The 20,857-nt window shown below is 68.2% G+C and carries 22 protein-coding genes; 15 read left to right on the top strand and 7 right to left on the bottom strand.

The window, feature by feature from the left end; genetic code table 11:
• The first annotated feature begins 13 nt into the window (after positions 1-13).
• The 10 genes from ACFYRH_RS26215 to ACFYRH_RS26170 all read left to right on the top strand — a co-directional run bounded on the left by ACFYRH_RS26215 (position 14) and on the right by ACFYRH_RS26170 (position 9,520).
• Positions 14-790 (top strand): MBL fold metallo-hydrolase, encoded by a 777-nt coding sequence (locus ACFYRH_RS26215; protein WP_387780530.1) that lies wholly within the window; start codon positions 14-16, stop codon positions 788-790.
• Positions 791-852: 62 nt separating this feature from the next.
• Entirely contained in the window at positions 853-2,331 is a 1,479-nt protein-coding gene (locus tag ACFYRH_RS26210) for a glutamate--cysteine ligase (RefSeq protein ID WP_387780527.1), read from the top strand.
• Positions 2,332-2,674: 343 nt separating this feature from the next.
• Positions 2,675-3,103 (top strand): universal stress protein, encoded by a 429-nt coding sequence (locus ACFYRH_RS26205; RefSeq protein ID WP_134100013.1) that lies wholly within the window; start codon positions 2,675-2,677, stop codon positions 3,101-3,103.
• Position 3,104: 1 nt separating this feature from the next.
• Positions 3,105-3,725, top strand: coding sequence for an HhH-GPD-type base excision DNA repair protein (locus tag ACFYRH_RS26200; protein ID WP_387780523.1), 621 nt, complete (start codon positions 3,105-3,107; stop codon positions 3,723-3,725).
• 191 nt (positions 3,726-3,916) lie between these two features.
• Entirely contained in the window at positions 3,917-5,233 is a 1,317-nt protein-coding gene (locus tag ACFYRH_RS26195; protein WP_387780520.1) for an RNA polymerase sigma factor, read from the top strand.
• A 4-nt stretch (positions 5,234-5,237) separates the two neighbouring features.
• Positions 5,238-5,492 carry a DUF6412 domain-containing protein gene (locus tag ACFYRH_RS26190; RefSeq protein WP_387780518.1) on the top strand — a complete coding sequence of 85 codons (255 nt, stop codon included), beginning with the start codon at positions 5,238-5,240 and terminating at the stop codon, positions 5,490-5,492.
• Between the two features lie 45 nt (positions 5,493-5,537).
• Complete coding sequence (locus ACFYRH_RS26185; protein WP_387780515.1) at positions 5,538-6,233, top strand: YidC/Oxa1 family membrane protein insertase; 696 nt, start codon at positions 5,538-5,540, stop codon at positions 6,231-6,233.
• A gap of 206 nt (positions 6,234-6,439) precedes the next feature.
• A complete protein-coding gene (locus ACFYRH_RS26180; protein WP_387780512.1) occupies positions 6,440-7,621 on the top strand; it encodes an ROK family protein in 1,182 nt (393 codons plus the stop codon).
• The gene (locus tag ACFYRH_RS26175) at positions 7,618-8,463 is read left to right on the top strand and encodes a sugar phosphate isomerase/epimerase family protein (protein WP_387780509.1); all 846 of its coding nucleotides are present in this window, start codon (positions 7,618-7,620) and stop codon (positions 8,461-8,463) included. The genes ACFYRH_RS26180 and ACFYRH_RS26175 overlap by 4 nt, the downstream gene beginning before the upstream one ends.
• Position 8,464: 1 nt before the next feature.
• Positions 8,465-9,520 carry a Gfo/Idh/MocA family protein gene (locus ACFYRH_RS26170; RefSeq protein WP_387780506.1) on the top strand — a complete coding sequence of 352 codons (1,056 nt, stop codon included), beginning with the start codon at positions 8,465-8,467 and terminating at the stop codon, positions 9,518-9,520.
• A 74-nt stretch (positions 9,521-9,594) separates the two neighbouring features.
• On the opposite strand, the gene ACFYRH_RS26165 is transcribed toward ACFYRH_RS26170, so the two are convergent.
• Positions 9,595-10,335, bottom strand: a complete 741-nt coding sequence (locus ACFYRH_RS26165) for a TetR/AcrR family transcriptional regulator (protein ID WP_387780503.1) — start codon at positions 10,333-10,335, stop codon at positions 9,595-9,597.
• A 127-nt stretch (positions 10,336-10,462) separates the two neighbouring features.
• Between ACFYRH_RS26165 and ACFYRH_RS26160 the strand changes: the two genes are divergently transcribed.
• On the top strand, positions 10,463-11,941 hold the full coding sequence (locus ACFYRH_RS26160) for an MFS transporter (protein WP_387780500.1): 1,479 nt from the start codon (positions 10,463-10,465) through the stop codon (positions 11,939-11,941).
• Here ACFYRH_RS26160 and ACFYRH_RS26155 read toward each other — a convergent pair.
• Complete coding sequence (locus ACFYRH_RS26155) at positions 11,934-12,755, bottom strand: phosphotransferase (RefSeq protein WP_387780497.1); 822 nt, start codon at positions 12,753-12,755, stop codon at positions 11,934-11,936. The two genes, ACFYRH_RS26160 and ACFYRH_RS26155, sit on opposite strands and share 8 nt — an antisense overlap.
• An 81-nt stretch (positions 12,756-12,836) precedes the next feature.
• Here ACFYRH_RS26155 and ACFYRH_RS26150 point away from each other — a divergent pair, with 81 nt between their 5' ends.
• The 4 genes from ACFYRH_RS26150 to ACFYRH_RS26135 all read left to right on the top strand — a co-directional run bounded on the left by ACFYRH_RS26150 (position 12,837) and on the right by ACFYRH_RS26135 (position 16,768).
• Positions 12,837-14,150, top strand: a complete 1,314-nt coding sequence (locus tag ACFYRH_RS26150) for an MFS transporter (protein WP_387780494.1) — start codon at positions 12,837-12,839, stop codon at positions 14,148-14,150.
• Positions 14,151-14,208: 58 nt separating this feature from the next.
• Entirely contained in the window at positions 14,209-14,835 is a 627-nt protein-coding gene (locus ACFYRH_RS26145) for a class I SAM-dependent methyltransferase (protein WP_387780491.1), read from the top strand.
• A 43-nt stretch (positions 14,836-14,878) separates the two neighbouring features.
• On the top strand, positions 14,879-15,787 hold the full coding sequence (gene ppk2 / locus ACFYRH_RS26140; protein WP_387780488.1) for a polyphosphate kinase 2: 909 nt from the start codon (positions 14,879-14,881) through the stop codon (positions 15,785-15,787).
• A gap of 213 nt (positions 15,788-16,000) precedes the next feature.
• Complete coding sequence (locus ACFYRH_RS26135; protein WP_387780485.1) at positions 16,001-16,768, top strand: class I SAM-dependent methyltransferase; 768 nt, start codon at positions 16,001-16,003, stop codon at positions 16,766-16,768.
• Positions 16,769-16,953: 185 nt separating this feature from the next.
• Here ACFYRH_RS26135 and ACFYRH_RS26130 read toward each other — a convergent pair whose 3' ends face one another.
• From ACFYRH_RS26130 to ACFYRH_RS26110, 5 genes are all read right to left on the bottom strand, one after another.
• Positions 16,954-17,277 (bottom strand): YciI family protein, encoded by a 324-nt coding sequence (locus ACFYRH_RS26130; protein ID WP_387780684.1) that lies wholly within the window; start codon positions 17,275-17,277, stop codon positions 16,954-16,956.
• 106 nt (positions 17,278-17,383) lie between these two features.
• Positions 17,384-18,883 carry a sensor histidine kinase gene (locus ACFYRH_RS26125; protein ID WP_387780483.1) on the bottom strand — a complete coding sequence of 500 codons (1,500 nt, stop codon included), beginning with the start codon at positions 18,881-18,883 and terminating at the stop codon, positions 17,384-17,386.
• Positions 18,883-19,584 (bottom strand): response regulator transcription factor, encoded by a 702-nt coding sequence (locus tag ACFYRH_RS26120; protein WP_387780480.1) that lies wholly within the window; start codon positions 19,582-19,584, stop codon positions 18,883-18,885. Before ACFYRH_RS26120 ends, ACFYRH_RS26125 begins: the two co-directional genes overlap by 1 nt.
• A gap of 93 nt (positions 19,585-19,677) precedes the next feature.
• The gene (locus ACFYRH_RS26115) at positions 19,678-20,211 is read right to left on the bottom strand and encodes a hypothetical protein (RefSeq protein WP_387780477.1); all 534 of its coding nucleotides are present in this window, start codon (positions 20,209-20,211) and stop codon (positions 19,678-19,680) included.
• Positions 20,212-20,371: 160 nt separating this feature from the next.
• Complete coding sequence (locus ACFYRH_RS26110) at positions 20,372-20,857, bottom strand: DUF456 domain-containing protein (RefSeq protein ID WP_387780474.1); 486 nt, start codon at positions 20,855-20,857, stop codon at positions 20,372-20,374.

The raw sequence follows: 20,857 nt of genomic DNA, 5'->3' as shown, positions 1-20,857 counted from the left end.
CGACAATTGGGGTATGAGCTTCCCCGACCGCTGGGACGACGGCACCGACCCGGCCAGCGCCGCACACCAGGTCCACTGGTACGACGACCGTACGGCGATCGTCCGCCAGGCGCTGCGCACGAACTTCGAAGGCCCCTTCCTGTACCTCTTGCTCGGCACCGGGCGCGCCCTGTTGCTCGACACCGGGACCGGCCACGTCCCGCTCCGGCCGCTGATCGAGGAGCTGGTGGGGGAGCGCGAGCTGATCGTCGCGCACACCCACAGCCACGGTGACCACGTCGGCGGCGACGCGGAGTTCGGCAACGTGGTCGGCCCGGCGGCCGCGGACGTCGCGGCGTACTTCGGGCTGACCGACTGGCCGAACGGAGTGGCCGAGCTCGACCTCGGTGAGCGGGTGCTCGACATCCTGCCGATCCCGGGACACCACGCGTCGCACATCGCCGTCTACGACCGGGACACCCGGCTGCTGTTCAGCGGCGACTCGCTCTACCCGGGGCGGCTGTACGTCTTCGACTGGCCCGAGTTCCGGGCGAGCGTCGCGCGCCTGGGCGAGTTCGTTGCCGCGGGCAAGCCGGTGGAGTGGGTGCTGGGGGCACACATCGAGATGACGACCGAGCCGGCGCGGGACTACCCGATGGGCGCCGACCGGCATCCCGGCGAGCACGAGTTGCCGTTGCGTCCCGGCGTACTGACCGAGCTGGTGGACGTGATGGCGGCGGCCGGCCAGGAGCCGGTCCGGATCGAGACGGACCACTTCATCGTGTTCCCGGTGGCGCCACCACGCGAATGATCGGCCCACAGGTGGGCACCCTTCAGGCACACTGAGCGAAGGAGCCACCAGGGGAGGCGCAGATGGGTGAGGAAGTCGACCGGGTCGAGTTCACCCGGGCGGACCGGACCGCGTTCCGCGCTCAGGTCCATCGCAACCTGGACGCCTTCGCGCGGATGCTGCGCGAGGCCCGGTTCGCGCCGGACAAGCCGATGACCGGCATCGAGATCGAGCTGAACCTGGTCGACGAGCGGTGCGACCCGGCGATGAAGAACTCCGAGGTGCTGAGCGCGATCGAGGACGACGCGTTCCAGACCGAGCTCGGGCAGTTCAACATCGAGATCAACGTGCCGCCCGGGCAGATCGACGGTCTCGGCCTGGACACCATGGAGTCGAACATCCGCGACAGCCTGAACGCGGCCGAGGACAAGGCGGCCCGGACCGGCTCGTCGATGGTGACCATCGGGATCCTGCCGACGCTGCTGACCGAGCACATCCGCCGCGACGCGCTCAGCACGAACCCGCGGTACGCGCTGCTGAACGACCAGATCTTCGCCGCCCGCGGCGAGGACGTGGAGATCTCGATCGACGGCGTGGAGCGGCTGCAGGTGACCGCGGACAGCATCCTCCCCGAGGCCGCCTGCACGTCGACGCAGTTCCACCTCCAGGTCACGCCGGAGGCCTTCCCGCGGTACTGGAACGCGGCGCAGGCGATCTCCGGCGTCCAGCTCGCGGTCGGGGCGAACTCGCCGTTCCTGTTCGGCAAGGAGTTGTTGCGCGAGACCCGGATCGCGTTGTTCGAGCAGGCCGCCGACACCCGCACGCACGAGCTGAAGGCGCAGGGCGTCCGGCCGCGGGTGTGGTTCGGCGAGCGATGGATCACCTCGATCTTCGACCTCTTCGAGGAGAACGCGCGGTACTACCCGGCGCTGCTCCCGGTCACCTCCGACGAGGACCCGATCGCGGTGCTGGACCGCGGCGACACCCCGGCCCTTTCGGAATTACGCCTGCACAACGGGACGATCTATCGCTGGAACCGCCCGGTGTACGACGTTGTCCGGGAGAAGCCGCATCTTCGCGTCGAGAATCGTGTCCTGCCGGCCGGTCCGACGGTCGTCGACACGATTGCCAACGGCGCCTTCTATTTCGGACTGGTGCGTGCGCTGGCCGACGACGAACGGCCGATCTGGTCGCAGATGTCGTTCAGCGCGGCCGAGGAGAACTTCCACACCGCCGCCCGCAACGGCATCGACGCCGAGGTCTTCTGGCCCGGGGTCGGTACGGCGCGTGCGACCGAGCTCGTGCTCAGACGCCTGCTGCCGTTGGCGGTTCGCGGCCTGGACGCCTGGGGCGTGGACGTCGCGGTCCGCGACCGGCTGCTCGGGATCATCGAGCAACGATGCCTGACCGGCCGCAACGGCGCGTCGTGGCAGGCGGACGAGTTCCACCGCCTGTATACAAAGGGGTCACACGGTCGCCGGGACGCGTTGCGTGGAATGCTCCGCGGGTACCGCGACCACATGCACGCGAACACTCCCGTGCACGCGTGGCCGGTGGACTGAACCGGTTAGCTCCCTGCGACAACGTAGGACAATCAGAGGCGTTGCGTGCGGAACTCCGGTCCTTCTGACGGAACCGGTCGACCTTGCCCAGGGCAACGGCGTGAGTGGGTTCCGGTACGAGTTCGATAACGACCCGGACTACAGGGGTGGCGCTTTCGGTGACAGCCCTGCAAAGGTGTGCGCACCGGAAGGTTAGCGGGGCCCACCGGGGGTAGTAGTCGGGCACCGGCCGCCCTCCGTCACCGTTGCGACACAACAGGTGCAAATGCAGCGGATGCCGACCGCGGTCGGGAGCAGTATCGTTCGAGACGGGTCGACACACACCCGGAGGTGAGGCAGGGCGATGACGACCATCGTCGTGGGTTATGTGCCGAAGGCGGAAGGCCGTGCGGCCCTTCGGCGAGCAGCGGAGGAAGCGACGCTGCGAGACGCCAAGCTGGTGGTGGTGAACTCGCATCGGGGCGGGCGCGGCTTCGACAGCGACGAGGCGGCGGCCAGTGACGCCGCGCTGACGGAAGTACGGGAGCAGCTCGACTCGACCGGTGTGCCCTACGAGGTACGCCAGCTGGTGCGTGGCCTGGACCCGGCGGAGGACCTGGTGGCCGTCGCCGAGCAGGTGCATGCGGAGTTCATCGTGATCGGCCTGCGACGCCGGTCACCGGTCGGCAAGCTCATCCTCGGCAGCAACGCGCAGCGGGTGCTGCTCGATGCTCCGTGTCCGGTGCTGGCCGTGAAGGCCGAGCCTGAGTTGTCAGATGGGGAGGAGGACTGAGTTGACTTCGACACGCAGCAGGAAGCTGTGCCTCGCGCAGCAGCCGGACGCCGACGAGATGCTGAGCAGAGATCCGTTCGCCCTGCTGGTCGGGATGTTGCTCGACCAGCAGATCCCGATGGAGCGCGCGTTCGCGGGCCCGGTCGCGATCGCGCAGCGGATGATCGGTCCCTTCGACCCCGCCACCGTCGCGCACTACGACCCGGACGCCTTCGTCGAGGTGGTGGCCGGCCCGCCCGCGGTGCACCGGTTCCCGACCGCGATGGCCGCCCGGATCCAGACCCTGGCCAAACATCTGGACGAGCACTACTCCGGTAACGCCTCGGGCCTGTGGTCCGATGTGAAGTCCGGGGACGACCTGCTGGCCAGGCTGTCGGCCCTGCCGGGTTTCGGCGCGCAGAAGGCGAAGATCTTCGTCGCGCTGCTCGGCAAGCAGCTGAAGGTGCGGCCGCGTGGCTGGCGCGAGGCCTCCGAGCCGTACGGCGAGGACGGTGCGTACAAGTCCGTCGCGGACGTGATCGACGTTGCCTCCCTGGTCAAGGTGCGGCAGTTCAAGCAGGAGCAGCAACTGGTCCGCCAGCGGGTCGTGGCGCGGCCGTTGCGGAGGACCCGCAACGGGTGACGGCGACCGGTGACGAAGGCCCCCGAAACGCGCTGTCCGGGGGGTCGTGCGACGCCTGAGCTTGGTTCGCGGATTACAATGGACTGTTGCCGCCGCCTGACCAGCGAGCAGCCGCACACCGTAGTACCCAAAGACTCAGCAACACAACGTCGTACCGTCGTACAAACCCTGCGTCAGACGAGAGGTAATTCGTGTCGTCCAGCTCGTCCGAGAACCTTCCCGCCGAGCCGGCCCGGGCCGTGGCCGCCACCGCCCGCAGTACGGCTCAAAGGACCAGCGCCCGAGTCACCGAACCCGCTGCCAAGAAGGCCGCGGCGAAGAAGGCGGCGGTGAAGACCGCCGGCACCAAGGAGGACGGTATCCCCGCGAAGAAGGCCGCTGCCAAGAAGGCTACGGCGAAGAAGGCAGTGTCCGAAGCGGGTCTCGCGATCGACCCGAAGACCGGCAAGCCGCGCGCGCTCGACGACGTGGACGAGTCCGACTTCAGCCCGGAAGCGGTGAAGCCGCTGGAGAAGGAGCTCACCGAGGACCAGGGCTTCATCGTCTCCGAGGCCGACGAGACCGACGAGCCCGAGCAGCAGGTGATGGTCGCCGGCGCCACCGCGGACCCGGTCAAGGACTACCTGAAGCAGATCGGCAAGGTCCCGCTGCTGAACGCCGAGCAGGAGGTCGAGCTCGCGAAGCGGATCGAGGCCGGCCTGTTCGCCGAGGAGCAGATCGCCGACGAGGCGGCCAAGCTCAAGGAGAAGGTCCGCGACGAGTACGAGTGGATCTCCGAGGACGGCCGCCGCGCCAAGAACCACCTGCTCGAGGCCAACCTGCGCCTGGTGGTGTCGTTGGCCAAGCGCTACACCGGCCGCGGCATGCTGTTCCTCGACCTGATCCAGGAGGGCAACCTCGGTCTGATCCGCGCGGTCGAGAAGTTCGACTACACCAAGGGCTACAAGTTCTCGACGTACGCCACCTGGTGGATCCGGCAGGCGATCACCCGCGCGATGGCTGACCAGGCCCGCACCATCCGGATCCCGGTGCACATGGTCGAGGTCATCAACAAGCTGGCCCGGGTGCAGCGGCAGATGCTGCAGGACCTCGGCCGGGAGCCCACTCCGGAGGAGCTCGCCAAGGAGCTCGACATGACTCCGGAGAAGGTCATCGAGGTGCAGAAGTACGGCCGCGAGCCGATCTCGCTGCACACGCCGCTCGGTGAGGACGGCGATTCCGAGTTCGGAGACCTGATCGAGGACTCCGAGGCGATCGTGCCGGCCGAGGCGGTCTCGTTCACGCTGCTCCAGGAGCAGCTGCACGCGGTCCTGGACACGCTGTCCGAGCGCGAGGCCGGCGTTGTCTCGATGCGCTTCGGTCTGACCGACGGCCAGCCGAAGACCCTGGACGAGATCGGCAAGGTGTACGGCGTGACCCGCGAGCGGATCCGCCAGATCGAGTCCAAGACGATGTCAAAGCTCCGCCACCCCTCGCGTTCGCAGGTGCTTCGGGACTACCTGGACTGATGACATGACGCAGTGGATCGCTAGTGCGCTTGCGCTGGTGATTCCTGTCGTCGATACGGCTTCACTGGCCGCCGCCGTGCTCACGGCGGCGGCCTTGCTGTTGGCGCTGGTCGTCGTCGCGCGGTCGTCCGCGCCGACAGCCACGCCGCTGCTCGCCCGGGCCTCCTCGGTCCGGCGCCGCGCCGAGCAGACCGTCTTCCTCCGGCTGCGTGATCCCGACGCCGCCGGCCGGCCACGCCCACGAGCACCGGGACGGTAGCGCTCCACCTCGCTACCTGTTCCTACTCACTCGTGGAGTTCTGCTGTGCCTTCCTTCCTGGAGGCACCGGTCGCCGGTGCCTATCACGTGCTCACGTCCCTCGTGGACATCCTTCAACCGCTGACCGGCGCGTATGCCGCCGTGATCGCGATCGTCCTGTGCACCCTCGTCGTACGACTGTGTCTGGTTCCGCTGAGCGTGCGGGCGCAGCGTGGGCTCAAGGCCCGCGCGGCGTTGATGCCGCAGCTCAAGCAGCTGTCCGAGAAGCATCGCGGCGATCCCGAGCGCTTGCAGCGTGAGGTCGCGAAGCTGCAGGCCGAGTCCGGTACGTCGCTGTTCGCCGGGTTCCTGCCGATGCTCGCGCAACTGCCGTTCTTCTGGCTGATGTACACGCTGTTCTCCCGCACAGTGGTGGCGGGGGAGCCGAACCAGCTGATCAGCGGGAGCCTGCTCGGTGCGCCGCTCGGAGTGCACTGGCCGGTCGCCACCGGTACGCCGGCGTTCCTCGTGGTCGCCGTACTGCTGGCGGTGGTGGCGTGGTTCTCGGCGCGGCTGCAGGTGCGCCAGCTCGAGACGTCGGCGACGACGGGGGCGCCGGTGTCCACCTGGTCGCGGCGGATCGCTCAACTGCTGCCGTTCGGGACGCTGCTGACGGCTGCCTTCGTGCCCCTGGCCGCCGGCCTGTACCTGTTAACGACGACCACCTGGACAGTCGTCGAGCGCACGATCCTGCAGCGCTAGCCCCACCACCCTCCCGCACCCCCAGGCTCGCCGAGTCGTGAGAACCGGTTGCCGTTTCGTGGCCGATCGTCACGACTCGGCGCCGCGGGTTGTCGCCGATTGACACGACTCGGCGAATCGGGCGGCCTTGGGCGGATCCATTGCGGGCACGAATCGGGTTCTGTTACCGTCTTTAATAAAGCCGGTTCCTTAATAGGGCGGGGTCGATGGAGACTGCACGTGGCGCGGCGCAGGTGGAGCGCGCGGCCAACCAGGCCGCCTGCCTGCGGTTCCTCGCCGACGCCGACGAGCCGCGGACCGTCGGCGTGATCAGCGAGGGCACCGGTCTGTCGCGCCCCACCGTGCACGCGGTCCTCGACGACCTACTGGACGTCGGGCTGGTCGAACCCGCTAGCCCGGCAACGGCAGGGCCGGGCCGTCCTGCCCGCGCCTTCCGCTTCGCCCGCGAGTCCGGCATGGTGGCCGGCGTCGACCTGGGACCACGCGGCGCTCGCGCAATCATCTGCGACCTCTCGGGCCGCCGGGTCGCCTACGCCGAAGTACCGGCAAACGGCAAGGCGGACCTCGCTCTCATCTCCCGCGCCCTTGACGCGGCCGCCACGCAGCCGGCCACCCGCGGGGACGGCGCCACCGTCGACCTGGGGCGGTTGCGGGCGGTTGGGGTTGGAGTGCCTGGGGTCGTCGAGGGGGACGGGCGGTTGCGGGCGAGTCTTGCGATGCCTGATCTGGTGGGGCTGCCGGTCGGCGAGTTGCTGGTCAAGGAATTCGGACAGCCGGTCGTGGTGGACAACGACATCAAACTGGCCGCGCTCGCGGAGCAGCGCGGTGGTGCGGGACGCGGGTTCTCCGATGTCGTCTACCTGCAGATCGGCCACCGCCTCTCGATGTCGATCGTCCTGAACGGCGTGATCCGCCAAGGACGCCATCGCCTCGCAGGTGAACTCGGCGCCCAACGTGGCATGCGCTGGACGCGTAATGCCCAGCGCGGACAGCTCGTCTGGTCCGCGCGACCGACCGGCGCCCAAGTACTCACGGCGGCCGCCGCGGGTGACGCCGGCGCACAGGCAGAACTCGAGGACTTCTGCGCCCAGATCGCCCCGCGGATCGCGACAGTGCTACTCGTCGTCGACCCCGAGGTCGTCGTCGTCCGCGGTGGACCGACGGAGGACAGCGTCGCAATCCTGCGTCCGCTCGCCGCCGCGGTGGAGAACGAATTGGTCTTCCCCGAACGCCCACCCTTCGTCGCCGCCGCACTAGGCCGCGAGGCGGTGGTCCTCGGGGCGGTCGGCAACGCGTTCGACCGGTACAGCTCGGCGATTTACGGCATCCAGGACGTCTCGAGTCCCTGGAGCTACATCACTCACGAAGTGGAGAGGACCACGAAGTGAAGCTAGGAGTCAGCTCATACTGCTTCCGCCAGCTGATGGTGAGCGGCGAGATGGACCTGATCTCGGTTCTGGACTGGGTCGCGGCCTCGTCGGCCGGGCACATCGAGGTCGCCGCCATGGACGGGGAGTACTACCTGGACAACCCGGACGTCGTGAGTGCCGCCGCGAAGCACTCCGACGAGATCGGCGTACCGATCGTGAACTACCTGGTCAGCGGCGACCTGCGGACGGCCGACACGCACGAGATCGACCGGCTGCGCCGGCAGCTCGACATCGCGCAGGCGTTCGGCGCCGGGATCTTCCGGCACGACGTGGCGCCGTGGGCATGGCGTGAGGAGAACCCGGGAGAGTTCGAGTCGACGTTCGCGAAGGTCGTGGAGGGCTGCCGTGCGGTCGCCGACCACGCCGCCGGGCTCGGCATCGTGTCGACGATCGAGAACCACGGCTTCTTCATGAACGGCAGCGAGCGGCTGGCCCGTCTCGTGTACGAGGTCGACCGCCCGAACTTCCGGGTCACGCTCGACCTCGGCAACGGTCTGTGCGTCGGTGAGGTGCCGGGCAAGACCGCGGCCGGTCTGATCGACGTCGCGGCGTCGATCGGCGTGAAGGACTTCCACATCCGCCGCTCGGCCGGCGACGGCTGGCTGAAGACGCTGGCCGGCGACTATCTGCTGGGTACGGTCACGGGCCACGGTGACGTGGACGTGGCCGGTCTGCTCGCACTGGTCGCGACGAAGCCCGACGTACCGGTGAGCCTGGAGTTCGAGGGCATGGAGTCGCCACTGCCTGCCATCGAGCGCTCGCTCGCGAACATCCTCCGACTGACGGAAGGCAAGGCCTGACATGACGACGCGGATTGCGGTGATCGGGCTGGGCACGATCGCCGTCGAACACCTGAGCGCGTACCAGAGCAACCCGGGGGCCGAGCTGGTCGCCGTCTGTGACGTCGACCTGGAGCGTGCGAAGGCGCGCGGCGAGCAGTTCGGCGTCGAGCGGGTCACCGGCGACGTCGAGGAGATCTTCTCGGATCCGTCCATCGACGCGGTGAGCGTGTGTGTGCCGAACACCCTGCACGCGCCGATCGCCGAGGCGGCGCTGCGGGCCGGCAAGAACGTCCTGGTCGAGAAGCCGATGACCGTGACGGTGCCGGAGGCCGAGGCGCTGGTGAAGGCGGTCGAGGAGACCGGCAAGGCGCTGCAGATCGGGTACGTACGGCGGTACGCGCCGAACGCCCTCGTGACGAAGCGGTTCCTGGACGCCGGCGAGTTCGGCGACATCTACGCGGCGCGCGCCACGCTGCTGCGGACGGCCGGGAACCCAGGCGGCTGGTTCGGTGACGTGGAGCTGTCCGGCGGCGGTCCGCTGATCGACCTCGGGGTCCACATCATCGACCTGTGCTGGTACCTGATGGGGATGCCGAAGCCGGTGTCCGCCTCCGGCGCGACGTTCGCCCCGCTGGGCGCGCGCGACAACATCCAGAACCTGACCCGGTACAAGGCTGCGTCGGCGGCGCGGCCGAACACTGTCGAGGACTACGCGACCGCGCAGATCCGGTTCGAGGGCGGGGCGGTCCTCGACGTGGACACGTCGTACTCCTTGCACGCCCGGAACGAGATCAGTGTCCGGATCCACGGTGAGAAGGGCGGCGCGGAGATCGAGCCCGAGTTGCTGATGGTCACCGAGCGGCATGACACGCTGCTGCACATGCAGCCGCAGATCGACTCGCTCGGCTTCGACTTCCGGGTCGGCTTCGCGAACCAGATCGAGCACTTCCTGCAGATCTGCCGCGGCGAGATCCCCGCCGACGCGACGGCCGAGCAGGGCCTGCAGATGGCCCGGATGCTGACCGCGATCTACGAGTCGGCCAAGTCCGGCGCCGAGGTTCGCATCGAGCACTGATCGGCGGCAGCGGGTTGTAGAGCGGCTGGCGGGTTGCAGCGCGTTATCGGCGCAACAACCCGCCAGCCGTCCTGCTAGCTGGGCTCGATCTGGTGCAGGCGTGCCTCGAGGCCGTCCAAGGTCCGGGCTAGTCCGTAGCTGAAGTTGTCCTCGCTGCCTGCTTCCAGGTCGGCTCCGCTGTTGGCGGCGTACAAGGCCCGGAGGTGCGGGAACGGCTCGGCGGCGCGGACCGCGGCCGGCCAGACCTCGGCCTGCCAGGCGGCCATGTCCTTCCCGGTGCGCTTGAGCTTGCTGACGGTCGCGGCCTCCACCGAGGCCACGCCGATCACGAACCCGAGCACGGTGTTCGACGCCTGGTCGGCCTCCGCCAGCTCGAAGCCGGCCGCCAGATAGACCCCGAGCATGTCGTCGGAGACCCGCATCAGGTTCGGGCCGAGGTAGTTCATCCCGACGTCCGCGAGCGTCGGCGCGACCCACGGGTGCCGGACGATCATCGCGCGCACGCTCCGCGCCGCCGACTCGGCCGCCGCACGCCACTGTGCCGGATCCACAGCAGTCGGTACGTCGATCTCGCCGTACACCTCGTCGACGACGAGTTCGAGCAGTTCGTCCTTGTTCGCGACATGCCAGTAGACGGCGGTCGCGACCGCGCCGAGGGCCGCGCCGAGCTTGCGCATCGTCAGCGCCTCGAGCCCGTCGGCGTCCAAGAGCTTGATCGCCTCCGCGACGATCTGGTGCTGGGTCAGTGCGGGTTGCTCGCGACGCCGGCCGCGCTTGGGCCGGGTCCAGACGGACGTGTACTCCTCGGGCGCCATCGTCGTACCTCCTCGTCGGCTCTCACCCTAGCCGATTCCTGAACACCGTGCAGGACTTGACCATCGTTCAAGTCGAATTGCACACTGTTCAAATAGATGAACGGCGTTCAATTCAAGGAGGTGCGGGATGACCACGAGGCATCCGCGCAGGTGGCTGATCCTGATCGTGCTCTGCCTGAGCACGATGGTGCTCGTGCTGGACAACGGCGTCCTGAACGTCGCGATCCCGGTGCTGACCGAGGACCTCGGTGCGAGCGCGCAGGAGATCCAGTGGATCGTCGCCAGCTACATCCTGGTTTTCGCCGGCCTCCTGTTGACAGCGGGCAGCATGTCCGACCGGTACGGGCGCAAGAAGGTGATGATCGTCGGCCTGGCGATCTTCGGGGCGGCGTCCCTGGTGGCGACGTACGCCGGAACTCCGGAGATGCTGATCGCCGGACGGGTGCTGATGGGGATCGGCGGCGCGATCGTGATGCCGAGCACGCTGTCGGTCGTGATCACGGTCTTCGACGACGAGGAACGCCGCAAGGCGATGTCGATCTGGAGCTCGGTGCTGATGGTCGGGCTGATCGGCGGGCCGGTGCTCGGTGGGGCGTTGATCGCGAAGTTCTGGTGGGGATCGGTGTTCCTGATCAACGTGCCGGTGGTCGTGCTGGCGATCGTTGCCGCGGTGATCCTGATGCCGGAATCGAAGGGCCCATGGCGTAAGCCCGATCCGATCGGTGCGCTGCTGTCGATGGTCGGTCTGGTGGCGCTGGTGTGGGTGATCATCGAGCTGCCGGAGCACGGGGTCTCGTGGCCGATGCTGGCGCTCGCGGTGGTCGGGCTGTCGTTGTTCGTGATCTGGGAGCTGCGTACGCCGGTGCCGATGGTGCCGCTGCAGCTGTTCCGGGACCGGAACTTCAGCGGCGGGAGCCTGTCGCTCGTACTGCTGCAGATCGCGAACGGCGGATTGATCCTGGCGCTGACGCAATACCTGCAGTTCGTGCTCGGCTTCTCGCCTACGAAGGCCGGTCTGGCGATGGCTCCGATGGCGCTCGCGGTGATCCTGGTGAACGGTGTCGGCGCGACGCTCGGCCAGAAGATCGGGAACCGGCCGCTGACCGTCGTCGGTCTGGTGGTCCTGGCTGGTGGCTTCTGGGTGATGTCGACGCTGTCCGCGGATGACGGCTTCGGGATGGTCGCGGTAGCGCTAGGCGTGTTCGGCGTCGGCGCCGGCCTGGCGCAGCCGGCGGCGACGGCGGCCCTGATGAGTGCGGTGCCGCATGAGCACGCGGGTGTCGGTTCCGCCTTGAACGACACCGTCCAGCAGGCCGGCGCGGCACTCGGGATCGCGATCCTCGGCTCCACGCTGGCGAACAACTTCACCGCGAAGATGCCCGAGACGGCGCCCGCGGAAGCGCGCCGGTCGATCGGCGAGGCGCTCGTGGTGGCCGCGACGTCCGGGGACAACGCGCTGGCGCAGGTTGCCCGGACGGTGTTCGCTCAGGCGATGTCGGGGACGTTCGTCGTCAGCGCGGTCGCAGTGCTCGGATCCGCGGTCATCGCCCTCGCGCTCTTGCGCGACAAGAAGACCCCGGACCGGCAAGAGGTCGGCGTCAGCTGAAGAGTGCGCTGCGGAGGGTGTCGGCGTTGGCTTGCAGCCAGGTCTGGCGGGCGCGGATCTTGTCGCCGACGCCTTCGCTCCACATCCGGGCCCAGCCGCCGCCGAGGGTGTCCGCGCGGTACTTCATCGTGTGCCAGGCGCGCTCGTTCAGCGCGATGCACAGCCCGAGCACTCGGCCACGGTCCGCGGTCGACAGACCGTACTCGTCCGCCAGCAGTCGGCACCGGCGCGGCCGATCGAGGCCGCGGAACTCGGGGTCGAGGTCGGCGTCGGCACCGAGCGGGGCCCACCACAACATCAGGTTCACGAACTCACGAGCCCGGCTCACCGGCCGCGCCAGGTCGAAGTCGATCAGGGCGTACGCGCGGCCCTCGCGGAACACCACGTTCTCCGGCGTGACGTCCTGGTGCCCGACGAGCTCGGGCGGATCGTCGAGGTCCGGCAGCCCGGGCGGTTCGATCGGGGCCGGCAGGTTCACCGGAATCCCGAATCCCTCGACCGCGTCGTCGTACCCGCGCAGCAGCCGCGCGACCGACAGCATCCGGTCCTCGTCCGCGATCCACGACGGACGGGGCCGGCCCGCCACCTCTCCCTCGACGTACGTCAGCGCCTGACGACCGGCCGAGTCCACACCGAGGTACCGCGGAGCTCCCTCGAAACCCACCTTCTCGAGATGCAGCAGAACGTCTCGCACGAGTTCGGCGCGCTCGCCGGGTGGTCGCCGTACCGTGTCGCCGACCCGGACCAGCCCCTCGGTCACATCGCCGCCGAGCAGCGGGATCTCCTCGCCGTCCTCGATCACCAAAGCCCTCATTCCACTGGATGAAACGTTTGTCTGCACATGTGGCGACATACCGGTAAGTTGCGACGATCCGTCCCCAACGGAAGGCACAGAGTGACCGCCACCACTGTGAAAGCACCACCCGGAGCGAGCCGGACGAGGTACCTGATCCTAGGGCTGGCCTTCGTCGGACTCTCACTGAATTACCTGGACCGCGCGAATCTGAGCGTCGCGCTGCCCTTCATCCAGGACGACCTGCACCTGGAGCTGAGCAATGCCGAGAAGGGTCTGATCCTCGGCGCCTTCTTCTGGGCGTACGACGGGGCGATGCTGGCCGCCGGCTGGTTCGCGGACAAGGTCGGCTCGCGCAAGGCGTTCACGTTCGCCGCGGTGTGGTGGAGTGTGGTGACCGCGTTGACCCCGCTCGCCCGCGGGTTCTGGTCGCTGTTCGCGTTCCGGTTCGCGCTCGGCGCGGGCGAGGCACCGGCGTACCCGAGTGCTACCAAGGCGGCGTCGCGGTGGTTCCCGGCCCACGAGCGGGCGTTCGCGAGTGCGGTGATCGACTCGGGGTCGCGGGTCGGGACCGTGTTGTCGCTGCCGGTCGTCACCGGGCTGATCGCGCTGGTGAGCTGGCACTTCTCGTTCGTCGTACTCGGTGTGCTCGGGATCATGCTGGCGGCGGTTTGGTACTGGTACTACCGCGATCCGATGGAACACAAGCACGCGAACGCGGAGGAGCGCGAGTACATCGCGTCGAACGGCGCGCGCCTCGAGGACAACGACACCGAGGCGGCCGCGCAGGTGCGTTGGCGGGACCTGTTCCGGTACCGGACGGTGCGCGGGATGATGTTGGGCTTCTTCTGCCTGAACTTCGTCATCTACTTCTTCCTCACCTGGTTCCCGTCGTACCTGAAGGACGCCCGCGGTCTTGACCTGGCCGAGCTCGGGACGCTCGGCACACTGCCGGGCATCACCGCGATCGCCGGCGGCTGGATCGCGGGCATCGTCGCCGACCGCCGGATCCGGGCGGGGGCTGACGTGACGCGGGTCCGCAAGACGGTGATGGTCGGCGGCCTGCTCGGCGGCGCGGCGATCGTGTTCGCGGCGCCGGCCAAGTCGGTGTACGTCGCGCTGCTGTTCCTGGCGATCTCGTACGCGAGCCTGGCGATCGCGGCCACGGGAATCTGGTCCCTGCCGGGCGACGTGGCGCCCTCGTCCCGGCACGTCGCCTCGATCGGCGGAATCCAGAACTTCGCGTCGAACATCGCGGGCATCATCAGCCCGTACGTCTTCGGCCTCCTGCTCGACATGTACCACGGGTCGTACCTACCGTCGTTCGCGGTCGCCGGCGCGGTGGCGGTGGTCGGTGCGCTGACGTACGCGTTCGTCGTCGGGAAGGCAGAGCCGTTGCCTGTGCGAGATCGGTGATTTGCCGGACCAGCAAGGTTTCTTGCCCGATCGTCAACGATCGGCACATCATCGGGGCATGACGACAGAGCAGCTCTCCGAGGACTGGTGGAACTCCTTCTATGCCGAACACGACCAGATCTGGAGCGGCCGGCCGAACGTGGTCCTCGTGGACGAGGTGTCGGACCTGACCCCCGGCCGCGCACTCGACCTCGGCTGCGGCGAAGGCGCGGACGCGATCTGGCTCGCGCAGCAGGGCTGGACGGTGACAGCGGTCGACATCTCGTCGGTCGCGCTGGGCCGGGCGGCGCAGCACGCCAAAGACGCCGGGGTCGAGGATCGGATCGACTGGCAGCAGCACGAGCTCGGGCAGTCGTTCCCGGAGGGCTCGTTCGATCTGGTGTCGGTGCAGTTCCTGCACTCGAAGACGGAGCTGCCGCGGGACGCCATTCTGCGTCAGGCGGCCGACGTCGTGGCGCAGGACGGCGTACTGCTGATCGAAGGCCACATGGGGTTTCCGCCGGGGGAGCACAACCCGCACCCCGACGTCCACTTCCCGACGCCGGACGAGGTGATCGAGAGCCTCGCGCCGGCCGCCGGCGAGTGGGAAACTTTGGTCAGTCGCGTACACGACCGCGCGCAGGTGATGCGCGACGGTGAGTTGATCAACCGGCGCGACTGCACAGTCAAGCTCCGCCGGCGCTGACCTGTTCACCTCGACGTCACCATGGGAGCTGAGTCTTGGGCCTATGAACACCCCAGATCTGGTCCAGGAGCTCGGCTTCCGCGTGCTGGACGAAGAGGACGACGACCCGGTGCTGTTGCAGGCCGACGGTACGCCGGTCGACACCTGGCGTGAGGGCTATCCGTACGCCGAACGCCTGCCGCGCGAGATCTACGACCGGGAGAAGCGCCTGCTGCAGATCGAACTGCTGAAGCTGCAGTACTGGGTGAAGCGCTCGAAGCAACGCCTCGTGATCGTGTTCGAGGGCCGCGACGCGGCAGGTAAGGGCGGCACGATCAAGCGGTTCATGGAGCACCTGAACCCGCGCGGCGCGAGCATCGTCGCCCTCGAGAAGCCGACCGAGCGTGAGCAGACCCAGTGGTACTTCCAGCGGTACGTCGCCCACTTGCCGGCCGCCGGCGAGATGACGCTGTTCGACCGCTCCTGGTACAACCGGGCCTGCGTCGAGCACGTGATGGGGTACTGCACCCAGGACCAGTACGAGGAGTTCATGCGGCAGGCGCCCGACTTCGAGCGGATGCTGGTCCGCTCCGGGATCCTGCTGGTGAAGCTGTGGTTCTCGGTGTCCCAGGCCGAGCAGCAGACCCGCTTCACGATCCGTCAGATCGACCCGGTCCGGCAGTGGAAACTCTCACCGACCGACCTCGCCTCACTCGACAAGTGGCAGGCCTACACGGAGGCCAAGGAGGCGATGTTCCACTACACCGACACGTCGTACGCCCCCTGGACCGTGGTCAAGAGCAACGACAAGAAGCGCGCCCGTCTCGAGGCGATGCGCCATGTGCTCAGCCTCTACGACTACACCGACAAGGACGTGGAACTGGTCGGCCGGCCCGACCCCAAGATCCTCGGGCCGGCCGCCGAAGTCCTGGAACACGGCGAATCGGCGACCCGCTCGTTCCCCGAGTTCTAGTGTCTTGAGTCGGAAGTTCGACGGCGCTTTCGGCGCCCAGGCACGCACCTCACGGCACGTGCCCAGCGCCCACGATGCTCCGCATCGAGGCCACTGACCACGCACCGCGATGCACGCACCTGACCACCGAAATCTCTCGCCCAACTTCCGACTCAAGACACTAGCCGCCGTTATTCGGTCGCCGCGGCGCCGGGTGGCTGTTTCACTTGCGTCGTGGAGGACATCACCCGTCAGAACGGCGACTACTGGGAAGCCATGGCCGCACATCGTCGCGGCGTGACGGTCGAGTACCTGCAGTCGGGCGGCGAGGTCGTCAGTCCCGAGGAACTCGCGGTCATCGGTCCGGTGGACGGGCGAAGGTTTCTCCATGTCGCAGCGTCGGTGGGCGACGCCGCGCTGAGCCTGGCGCTGCAGGGAGCGAGGGCGGTCGCGGTCGACATCGCCCCCAGCCACGTCGAAACCGGCCGGGCGAAGGCCGCGGAACTCGGCATCGACGTCGAGTTCCAGGTGGGGGACATGACGGCTCTGCGCGCCGACCTGACCGGGTTCGACACGATCTACATCTCGTGGGGCGGGCTGTGTTGGGTGCCGGACCTGCGGGCGTGGGTCGCGGACATGGCGACCCGGCTCACTCCGGGAGGCCGCCTGGTCATCGCCGAGCACCATCCTGTATGGGAGGTGCTGTCGGTCACCGGACCCGACCAGCTGACGCTGTCCGCGAGCTATTTCGAGCAGGAGTGGATTGGCCCACGCGACCTCGCCAAGGAGCCACAGGTCGTCAAAGAACTCGGTCTGGAATGGCGCCCGCACAAAGCCTTCGTCTGGAACCTCGGCGACGTCATCTCCGCATTCCTCGAGGCAGGTCTCGTCGTGGTCGCTCTCCGGGAGTCCCAGGTTCCCCAGATGTACGCCGGGTTCACGCACGCCGGCCATCTACCCGCGACGTACGTCGCCGCCGCCGAACGCCCCTCCGGACACTAGTGCCGCACAAGTAACGTTCGGATCGTAACCGGCGCTGTCAGAACAGGACTTTCCGGGGCGAGCGTTTGAGTGGTTCACCCTCGGGGTGGCCCGTTGACATGCTGCATGCAGGTGGCAAACGGACCACCTTAGGGGTGAACCACTCAAACGATGACAACCTCGACGTTGGTTGACGCGGCACTAGCTCACAGGAACGGCCGCACTTCGATCTTCCGATCGCAGACCTTGGACGCCTCGGTCGCAAGCCGGACCGCCGTCTCCATATCCGGCGCCTCCCACACCCAGACGCCCGCAAGGTACTCCTTCGACTCCACGAACGGCCCGTCACTGAACAACGCCTGGTCACCCCGGTTGTCGACCACCGTGGCGGCGTCGGTATCGGCGAGCCCGCCCGCGAAAACCCAGTACCCGTCCGCGATCAGCCGCTCATTGAACTCACTGATCACCGGCTGCCGATCCATGCTCCCCGGATCGGCCTTGTCATCAATAACAGAAACCAAGAACCGCATCCGCACATCATCTCCCAGGGAATCCTGATCCAGGGAGGCGTGGGGAGGATCGTGTGCCCGATCGGGCAGGAAATCCTCCCCGGCTCTGCAGCGGGCGAGCGGGGAGCTAGGTGCTGAGGGGTAGGTGGACGGTGAACGTCGCACCGTGGGGTTCGGTGTCGCTGGTGGTTACACGGCCTTTGTGGGCGGCTACGAGGGCGGCGACGATGGACAGGCCGAGGCCGGAGCCGCCGGTGGAGCGGGTTCGGGCGGTGTCTACTCGGTAGAAGCGTTCGAAGACGCGGGCCTTCTGCTCGTCCGACAATCCCGGCCCGGTGTCGCTGACCTCGAGGATCGCCTCGGAGCCGCGCGTCCCCACCGACACCGTGATCGGCGCATCGACAGGCGTGTAGTGGAGCGCGTTGCTCACAAGATTCCCCAGCACCTGCCGCAGCCGCGCCTCGTCACCCGAAACGACCGGTGCCTGCGAGTCGGGCAGGATCGTCAGCGAGATATGACGCTCAGGCTGCACAGCCTGTGCATTGTGCAGAGCATCAGCCGCTATCGGCAGCAGGTCGACGGACTCCATCCGCAACGGACGCTGCTGGTCCAACCGCGCCAGCAGCAGCAGGTCGTCAACGAGCAGCCCCATCCGCTTCGCCTCGTCCTCGATCCGACGCATCGTGTCGGTGTCCGTGACGTCTCCGCGCTGACGAGCGAGCTCCGCAAACCCCCGGATCGACGTCAGCGGCGTCCGCAGTTCATGCGACGCGTCCGCCACGAAGCGCCGCATCCGGTCCTCGGACTGCAACGCCGCCTCCTCGGATCGCCGCGCCGCGTCCTCCGATCGACGCGCCGCGAACTCGGACGCGGTCCGCTGTTCGAAGGCGTTCTCGATCTGACCGAGCATCTGGTTCAGCGCCAGCGACAACCGCCCGACCTCGGTCCGTGGGTCGCGCTGCGGCACCCGCCGGCTCAGGTCCCCGCCGGCGATCGCGACGGCCGTGTGCTCGACGTCCTCGAGTCCGCGCAGACTTCGCCGTACGACGTAAGTCCCGACGCCGGCCAGTAGTACCAGCAGGATCACGCCGGCCGCGGCCTGGACACCGACCAGCCGTTGAATGGTGTGGTCAATGTCCTTGAGACTCTGCGCGACCATCACCGACCCGGCTTCGTCCTCGGTGGGCACCGCAAGCACCCGCCACGTCGCGCCGCCGGACTGCGCGTCGACGTTGAACGGCTGCCCGTTGAGCGCCCGCACCTGGTTGAGGTTCAGCGTCGGCAGCTTCGGGAGCGGCTCGGCCTCGGCGAGGCGTGACCCGACCGGACCGTTGTCGCTGGCTCCTTCGGAGTTGCTGAACTGCACCACGAACTCACTCGGCAGCTGCCGACGACCCGGCGGGCCGGAGTCGGGCGGCAGCGGGCGCCGGTCGGCGCGGATGTGGGTCAGCTGCATCGCGGCCTGCTGGAGTTGCTGGTCGACCCGGTCGATCAGATAGCCACGCATGATCGTGGTCGCGAGTACGCCGGACGCGGCCAGCGCGAGCGCGACGAGCGCCAGCAGGACCACGACGATCGTGACACGCAGCGGGTACCGGTCGGCGAACCGCCGGTGGCTCAGTTGCATCAGTTGGGCCCTCGCGGGGTGCGCAGGACGTAGCCGACCCCGCGGACGGTGTGGAGCAGCTTCTGGTCGCCGGTGTCGACCTTACGGCGCAGGTACGACATGTACGACTCCACCACGCCCGCGTCGCCGGCGAAGTCGTAGTTCCAGACGGCGGAGAGGATCTGCCCCTTCGACATCACCCGCTCCGCGTTCTCCAGCAGGCACCGCAGCAGCTTGAACTCGGTCAGCGACAGCTGCACCGCCTGACCGCCCTTGAACACCTCGTAGCTGTCCTCGTTGAGCTCCAGGTCCGCATAGCGCAGTACGGCGGCCTCGGTCTCGGCCTGCTCGCGGTGACCCGACCGGCGAAGCAGGGCGCGGACACGGGCCACCAACTCGTCCAGACTGAACGGCTTGGTGACGTAGTCGTCCCCACCGGTCTGCAGCCCGAGCACCTTGTCCTCGACCGCGTCCCGGGCGGTGAGGAACAGCACCGGCACATGCCGATCCTCACCGCGCAGCCGGCGTACCACCTCGAAACCGTCCAGTCCGGGCATCATCACGTCGAGGACCACCAGATCGGGCTCCACGTCCCGGGCCTTGCGCAGCGCCTCGGCGCCGTGGGTCGCCGTGGACACGTCGTACCCGGCGAAACGCAGACTCGCGGACAGCAGCTCGACGATGTTCGGCTCGTCGTCGACAACCAGCAGATGCGGACTCATGGTGACAGTGTGCCGAAGGATCCCCAGGGAACCCTGGAAGGTTCCTGGCAATCACCTGTGAGCCGGCCGCACCCCGGCTGGGTCAACCCGGGCTCAGCGCGGCCCGTGCTTGAAGCCCCACTTCTGGCCGGCCGCATCCCGGGCGGAGCCGTCGTTGATCGTCGTCGCGGTCGCCGTGTTGTCCGCCACCACCGCGCTGACCCTGACGGTACTGCCGTTCTTGATCGACGAGATGCCGTCGCGGGCCGAGTTCACCAGGGTCTCCGCCACGACCTTGTACGTCCGGCTGTACCCGTCGTCGCTCTGCACCGTGATCGAGTTCTTGCTGACCGCGGTCACCTTGCCACGCTGCGTCGCGACTGTCTGGTACCCACCGCCGTCCTTCGGTACGACGAACTCGCCGTGCAGCGCCCCGCCGAATCCGAACTCGCCCCGCGGCCCGAAGCCACCCCGGCCCGGCCCGTCCGGCTTCTGCTGCCCGGGCGTCGACGGGCTGGACGGCGAGGCCGACGGTGACGGCGTCGGGTCCGCGTTGGTCGCCGCCCACGCGACGCCGCCGGCGGTGGTCGTCGCCGCGACCGCGGCCAGCGTGCCGATCAGCCGCCAGCGCTTCTGTGAGAGCTTCATCCTGCTGCGCCTTCCGTACTGCGTGCCGGGAGGTGCCCCTGCACTCGGTGTTCCCACAGTGCCGTATGCAGCTGGCACGAAGCTTCGGTCCAGATAAGAACAAGCTGGCAATCACCTAAGAACGCGCACGCCACCGCAGGTGCGCGGAAATCGCCGGCAATCAGACGACGAACAGCACCGCACCCAGCCAGACGCCGGCGGCCAGTGACGTGCCGATCAGCTCGATCAGGATCGACACGCCGGTCTCGCGCAGCGCGTGCTTGGTCGACCTCCACGCGTCCGCGTGGGTCCGCAGCCGCTGCGCCTCGGACAGGTAGACACCGATCGGGAACCCGATGAACATGCCCACCACCGGGATCAGGAAGAACCCGGCGATCCCGAGCACGACCCCGGCGAACATCGACCGCCGGGGTACGCCGGCATCGCGCAGCCGCCGCTCCGGTACGACGTACTTCACCACCTGACTCGCACCGATCAGCACTCCGCAGATCGCGAACACGATCCAGCCGGACGCACTGTGCACCGCGATCGCCCAGACCAGGATCGCGGCGAGGCTGAGGATCGCCCCGGGCAGGATCGGCACGACGATCCCGATGATGCCGACGAAGATCGCCACGCCGGCGAGTACGGTCACTCCAGTCTCCAC

This window comes from Kribbella sp. NPDC004875 (genome assembly GCF_042873375.1).
Taxonomy (GTDB): domain Bacteria; phylum Actinomycetota; class Actinomycetes; order Propionibacteriales; family Kribbellaceae; genus Kribbella.
Note: the sequence above shows the minus strand (reverse complement) of the source record. Positions and strands in the feature narration are given on the sequence as shown.

What these genes read in the sequence shown, in the direction of transcription:
- ACFYRH_RS26215 (WP_387780530.1), top strand. Translation starts at nt 14, where the DNA reads ATGAGCTTCCCCGACCGCTGGGACGACGGCACCGACCCGGCCAGCGCC.
- ACFYRH_RS26210 (WP_387780527.1), top strand. Translation starts at nt 853, where the DNA reads ATGGGTGAGGAAGTCGACCGGGTCGAGTTCACCCGGGCGGACCGGACC.
- ACFYRH_RS26205 (WP_134100013.1), top strand. Translation starts at nt 2,675, where the DNA reads ATGACGACCATCGTCGTGGGTTATGTGCCGAAGGCGGAAGGCCGTGCG.
- ACFYRH_RS26190 (WP_387780518.1), top strand. Translation starts at nt 5,238, where the DNA reads ATGACGCAGTGGATCGCTAGTGCGCTTGCGCTGGTGATTCCTGTCGTC.
- ACFYRH_RS26180 (WP_387780512.1), top strand. Translation starts at nt 6,440, where the DNA reads ATGGAGACTGCACGTGGCGCGGCGCAGGTGGAGCGCGCGGCCAACCAG.
- ACFYRH_RS26170 (WP_387780506.1), top strand. Translation starts at nt 8,465, where the DNA reads ATGACGACGCGGATTGCGGTGATCGGGCTGGGCACGATCGCCGTCGAA.
- ACFYRH_RS26165 (WP_387780503.1), bottom strand. Translation starts at nt 10,335, where the DNA reads ATGGCGCCCGAGGAGTACACGTCCGTCTGGACCCGGCCCAAGCGCGGC.
- ACFYRH_RS26160 (WP_387780500.1), top strand. Translation starts at nt 10,463, where the DNA reads ATGACCACGAGGCATCCGCGCAGGTGGCTGATCCTGATCGTGCTCTGC.
- ACFYRH_RS26155 (WP_387780497.1), bottom strand. Translation starts at nt 12,755, where the DNA reads ATGAGGGCTTTGGTGATCGAGGACGGCGAGGAGATCCCGCTGCTCGGC.
- ACFYRH_RS26145 (WP_387780491.1), top strand. Translation starts at nt 14,209, where the DNA reads ATGACGACAGAGCAGCTCTCCGAGGACTGGTGGAACTCCTTCTATGCC.
- ppk2 (WP_387780488.1), top strand. Translation starts at nt 14,879, where the DNA reads ATGAACACCCCAGATCTGGTCCAGGAGCTCGGCTTCCGCGTGCTGGAC.
- ACFYRH_RS26130 (WP_387780684.1), bottom strand. Translation starts at nt 17,277, where the DNA reads ATGCGGTTCTTGGTTTCTGTTATTGATGACAAGGCCGATCCGGGGAGC.
- ACFYRH_RS26125 (WP_387780483.1), bottom strand. Translation starts at nt 18,883, where the DNA reads ATGCAACTGAGCCACCGGCGGTTCGCCGACCGGTACCCGCTGCGTGTC.
- ACFYRH_RS26120 (WP_387780480.1), bottom strand. Translation starts at nt 19,584, where the DNA reads ATGAGTCCGCATCTGCTGGTTGTCGACGACGAGCCGAACATCGTCGAG.
- ACFYRH_RS26115 (WP_387780477.1), bottom strand. Translation starts at nt 20,211, where the DNA reads ATGAAGCTCTCACAGAAGCGCTGGCGGCTGATCGGCACGCTGGCCGCG.